The 4,214-nt window shown below is 73.7% G+C and carries 5 protein-coding genes; 3 read left to right on the forward strand and 2 right to left on the reverse strand.

Annotation, left to right across the window (positions count from 1 at the left end; translation table 11 throughout):
- A partial coding sequence (locus ACWEVN_RS46800) for an ATP-binding protein (RefSeq protein ID WP_452055575.1) occupies positions 1-1,345 on the reverse strand: 1,345 nt, incomplete at its 3' end.
- Between the two features lie 121 nt (positions 1,346-1,466).
- Here ACWEVN_RS46800 and ACWEVN_RS46805 point away from each other — a divergent pair.
- The gene (locus ACWEVN_RS46805) at positions 1,467-2,024 is read left to right on the forward strand and encodes a hypothetical protein (RefSeq protein ID WP_452055576.1); all 558 of its coding nucleotides are present in this window, start codon (positions 1,467-1,469) and stop codon (positions 2,022-2,024) included.
- Positions 2,021-2,524 (forward strand): YceI family protein, encoded by a 504-nt coding sequence (locus ACWEVN_RS46810; RefSeq protein ID WP_452055577.1) that lies wholly within the window; start codon positions 2,021-2,023, stop codon positions 2,522-2,524. The genes ACWEVN_RS46805 and ACWEVN_RS46810 overlap by 4 nt, the downstream gene beginning before the upstream one ends.
- On the opposite strand, the gene ACWEVN_RS46815 is transcribed toward ACWEVN_RS46810, so the two are convergent.
- A complete protein-coding gene (locus ACWEVN_RS46815) occupies positions 2,517-3,164 on the reverse strand; it encodes a rhomboid family intramembrane serine protease (RefSeq protein ID WP_452055578.1) in 648 nt (215 codons plus the stop codon). The two genes, ACWEVN_RS46810 and ACWEVN_RS46815, sit on opposite strands and share 8 nt — an antisense overlap.
- Positions 3,165-3,264: 100 nt before the next feature.
- On the opposite strand from ACWEVN_RS46815, the gene folP reads away from it, so the two are divergent.
- Positions 3,265-4,131, forward strand: coding sequence for a dihydropteroate synthase (gene folP / locus ACWEVN_RS46820; protein ID WP_449687253.1), 867 nt, complete (start codon positions 3,265-3,267; stop codon positions 4,129-4,131).
- Positions 4,132-4,214 lie beyond the last annotated feature (83 nt).

The raw sequence follows: 4,214 nt of genomic DNA on the forward strand, positions 1-4,214 counted from the left end.
TGTCCCGGACGACGAGCGCCGCGGCGGCGGCGAGCGCCGGATCCGACGTCAGCTCCGCGGCCTCGCGCGCGTGGCCGAGGCTGCCCGCGAACCGGCCCGCCCGGTACTCCGCCGTCGCCAGCTCGACGAGCAGCTCGGCAAGCCCGTCACGGCTGCCCGCGCGGCGCCGGCAGTCGAGCGCGAGGGCCAGGAACCGGGCGGCTTCGGTGAACGCCAGCGAACGGGTGGCGTCGCGGGCCGCCGCTTCGGCCCAGTCCGCGGCCCGGGCGAGGGCGTCCGGGGTCGCCGCGGCGCGGAACCAATGCCCGGCCACCACGCCCGGCTCGGCCCGGTGCTCCAGCGCGGCCGCCGTCCGGGCGTGCAGCTGCTCGCGGACGCCCTGGTCGAGGTCGGCGTAGATCCCGTCGCGCACGACGGCGTGGGCGAACCGCCGCGAGCCGGCGACGGCGGGCCGCAGGACCCCGGCGCGCACCGCGTGGTCCAGCGCCGCGACGACGTCGTCGTCCGGCTGCCCGGCGACTTCGGCGACGACGTGCGCGTCGACCTCCTCGCCGAGCACCGAGGCGATCGCCAGCAGCTCCCGCGTCGCCGTGTCGAGCCCGGCGACCGTGGTCCGGACGAGGTGCCGCAACTCGGCCTCACCGCCGCCGGTCGCCGCGGACCGGGCCACCGCCTTGAGGTAGAGCGGGTTCCCGCCCGAGCGCCGCAGCGCGTCGACGGCGTCGACGCCGGCCCGGCCGACCTCGGCGAGGTAGGCGCGGACGTCGGGTTCGGTCAGCGGTGCGAGGCGCAGGCTTTCCGTCCCCGGCCGGCTCAGCAGCTCCGGCAGAGCCTCGAACAGCGGGCCGGCCGCGTCGGTGTCCCGGTAGGTCGCGATCACGGCGAGCCGGGACCGGCGGATTTCCCCGGCCAGGTGCCGCAGCAGCCGCAGGGAGGCCTCGTCGGCCCAGTGGACGTCTTCGAGGACGACGACGAGCCCGTCCGGCGCAGCCGCCGCGACCAGCGCATCGGCGGCCAGCGCGACGAACCGGAACCGGGCCGCGACCAGGTCGGCGCCGTCGCGGTCGTCGAGGTCGGCCAGGGCTCGCGAGACCTCCGCGCCCGCCATCGGCAGCACCTGCAGCACCCGCCGCCACGGCCACAGCGGCGGGGCGCCCGGGTCGTCGACGCACCGGCCCCAGACCGCGGCCGGGCCGGTGACCGTCTCGGCCAGCCGCGTCTTGCCGATGCCGGCCGGCCCGCCGACGAGCACCAGCGCGCCGGTGCCGCCGTCCGCCGCCGCGAGCCACGTGCGCAGGTCGGCCACGGCACCGGCGCGCCCGACGAAAGGTTCGCTGCGCGTCACCCGAGCAGTATCCCCTCCGTGCCCGGTTTGCGCGGTGGTCTCCGTACTGGCACTGATGTCCGGACGGCGCTCGCGGCCGAAAGTGACTCCCAACGCGGTGACCAGCGAAAAGGAGCGCCTCATGCACGCGACCATCCACCAGTACCGGAGTCCGCTGGGGACGCACGACCTGGCCGAGGGCGCCCTCGGCGCCGCCACGCTCACCCAGCTCGGCGGCCCGGCCGGCGCCGTCGTCACCTTCTGGCCCGACGCCGCGGCGGCGGGCGAGGCCGCGGCCCGGCGGCCCGCCGGGACCACCTGGCTCGACACCGGCGTCTACCGGGTCACCGACGCGCACTGGGCGTCGGACGCGGCCTCCTACGCCCAGCTCACCTGGTTCGACGGGCCGCGGGGCGCCGAGCAGTCGGCCGCCGAGCTGCGCGCGGGCCGCGAGCGCATCTGGCCCGCCGTGCGGGATCTCGAGGGCGTCGGCGCGAGTTACACCCTCATCGCCGAAGACCGGTCCCTGGTCGTCGTGGGGTTCGGTGCCTCCGTGGCGACGATCGAAGCCGTCCAGGAGGCGATCATGGCCACCGAACTGCTGGTCGGCGAAGACCCGGCGTTGCTGCCCGGCCCGGACCGGGTCGACCTGCACCGCGTGCGGCACGCGGCCCTGCCGGCCCCGGCGGGTGCGCGATGAGCCCGCACACCGCGCCCGCGCTGCGCGCCGGGACCTGGACCGTCCGCAGTGGACGGACGACGGCGGCCTTCGAGGTCCGCAACTTCGGCTTCAACCGGGTGCACGGCACGATCCCGGTCCGCACCGGCCGCGTCGAGGTGCGCGACGGCGCCGTGACCGCGGTCCACGTCGAGCTGGACCTGGGCGCGCTCGACACGCGGAACGAGCGTCGTGACCTCGACCTGCGCAAGCCGAACCTGCTCGACAGCGCCGCTCAGCCGGACATGACGTTCACGGCCACCGGCGTCCGCAGGCAGGACAGCGGCTGGCAAGTGACCGGCGAGCTGCGGCTGCGCGGGACGTCGTGCCCGCTCACGCTGGCCGTCGAGCCGGTCACCGCCACCCGCGTCCGCGCCACCGGGACGCTGGACCGGGCCCCGCTCGGCCTGCGGGTGCCGCGCGCGGTGATCGGCCGGTACGTCCGGATCGACGTCGAGGCGGAGCTCGAACCGCCTAGCTGAAGTCCTTCGGGAGCAGGGTGGTCGCCGCGTCCGGCGCGGCGACCACCTTCGGCCGCCGGTCGCGGAAGATCCAGCCGCCGACGATGCCGCCGAGGAACCCGAACAGGTGACCCTGCCAGCTGACCCCCTCGTCGGTGGGCAGCAGGGAGACGAACGTGTAGGCGAAGCACAACGCCATCACGAGCCCGATCACGATGTCGATCGGGTGCCGGTCGAACAGCCCGCGCACGATGATGTAGCCGAAATAGCCGAACAGCAGGCCGCTGGCGCCGACCGTGACCGTGTGCGACGGCGTGATGAACCAGACGCCCAGCCCGCTGGCGACGATGATCAGCACGCTCACGCCGAGCCACTTCTTCACCCCGCGGTAGGCGGCGAGGAACCCGAACACGAACAGCGGCCCCGAGTTGGCCTCGATGTGCATCCAGCTGGCGTGCATGAACGGCGAGGTCAGGATGTCCGGCAGCGACCCCGGGTCCCGCGGCTCGATGCCGAACTCGCGGCTCAGGTCGTAGCCTTCGACGGCGTTGACGATCTGCACGAGCCACATGACCGCCAGCAGGGCGACCATCGCCCACAGCGCCTTCTTGGCCTCGGCGATCATCAGTTCGGCGTCGCTGCGGGCCGGTTCCTCGCTCATTTCGTTTCCCCCCTGCTCGGTTCGCGCGCCCGAGAATAGCCGCCGCGGGGCCCCACCGGCGGCGTTCCGGACCCAGCCGTGACCTGGCAGGGTGGTGACCATGACGTCAAACCGGCCGGAGATGGTCTTCCGCGGCCGCCGCATGCCCGGCGACCGGGCGTTGGTCATGGCCATCGTCAACCGGACCCCCGACTCGTTCTACGACAAGGGAGCAACCTTCGCCGACACGGCGGCCATCGAAGCGGTGGACCGAGCGGTGGCGGCGGGCGCCGACATCGTCGACATCGGCGGCGTCAAGGCGGGCGAGGGCCCGGAGGTCGACGTCGACGAGGAGAGCCGGAGGGTGGTCCCGTTCGTGGCCGAGGTCCACCGCCGCCACCCGGAGTTGGTGATCAGCGTCGACACGTGGCGCCACGAGGTAGGACGCCAGGTCTGCGAAGCGGGCGCGCACCTGCTCAACGACACATGGGCGGGCGCCGACCCCAAGCTGGTCGAGGTGGCCGCGGAGTTCGGAGCGGGCTACGTGTGTTCGCACGTCGGGGGCATGCCGGTCCGCACGGACCCGTACCCGAGGCCAACCGCAGAGCGCCCGTTTTGGCCGAGTTACGAGGACGTCGTCGCAGACGTGATCGCCGAACTGACAACGGCGGCCGCACGAACGGTGGCGGCGGGGGTGCCCCGCGAAGGGGTCCTGGTGGACCCGACGTTCGACTTCGGCAAGAGCACCCGCCACGGCCTGGAGCTGCTCAGGAACTTCAACCGCCTGGTAGAGACGGGCTGGCCGGTCCTGGTGGCCCTGTCGAACAAGGACCTGATCGGCGAGACGCTGGACGTACAAGCCCACGACCGCTTGGCCGGAACCCTGGCGGCAACGGCAATAGCGGCAAAGGCGGGGGCGGCGGTGTTCCGCGCACACAATGTAAGAGAGACGCGGCAGGCAGTGGAGGCGGTAGCGGCATTCGCTTGATGCAAAGGAAGGAGCTGGGTGGTCATCCCGTCGCCTGAGGCCGTCAAAATCACTTTGAGCCGGGCCCGCAACCCACAGCGCGG

It is taken from the genome of Amycolatopsis sp. NPDC003861, from assembly GCF_053605405.1.

Bases quoted from the DNA above. Each gene is read 5' to 3' on its own strand.
- ACWEVN_RS46805 (WP_452055576.1), top strand. From the start codon at position 1,467: ATGCACGCGACCATCCACCAGTACCGGAGTCCGCTGGGGACGCACGAC.
- ACWEVN_RS46810 (WP_452055577.1), top strand. From the start codon at position 2,021: ATGAGCCCGCACACCGCGCCCGCGCTGCGCGCCGGGACCTGGACCGTC.
- ACWEVN_RS46815 (WP_452055578.1), bottom strand. From the start codon at position 3,164: ATGAGCGAGGAACCGGCCCGCAGCGACGCCGAACTGATGATCGCCGAG.
- folP (WP_449687253.1), top strand. From the start codon at position 3,265: ATGACGTCAAACCGGCCGGAGATGGTCTTCCGCGGCCGCCGCATGCCC.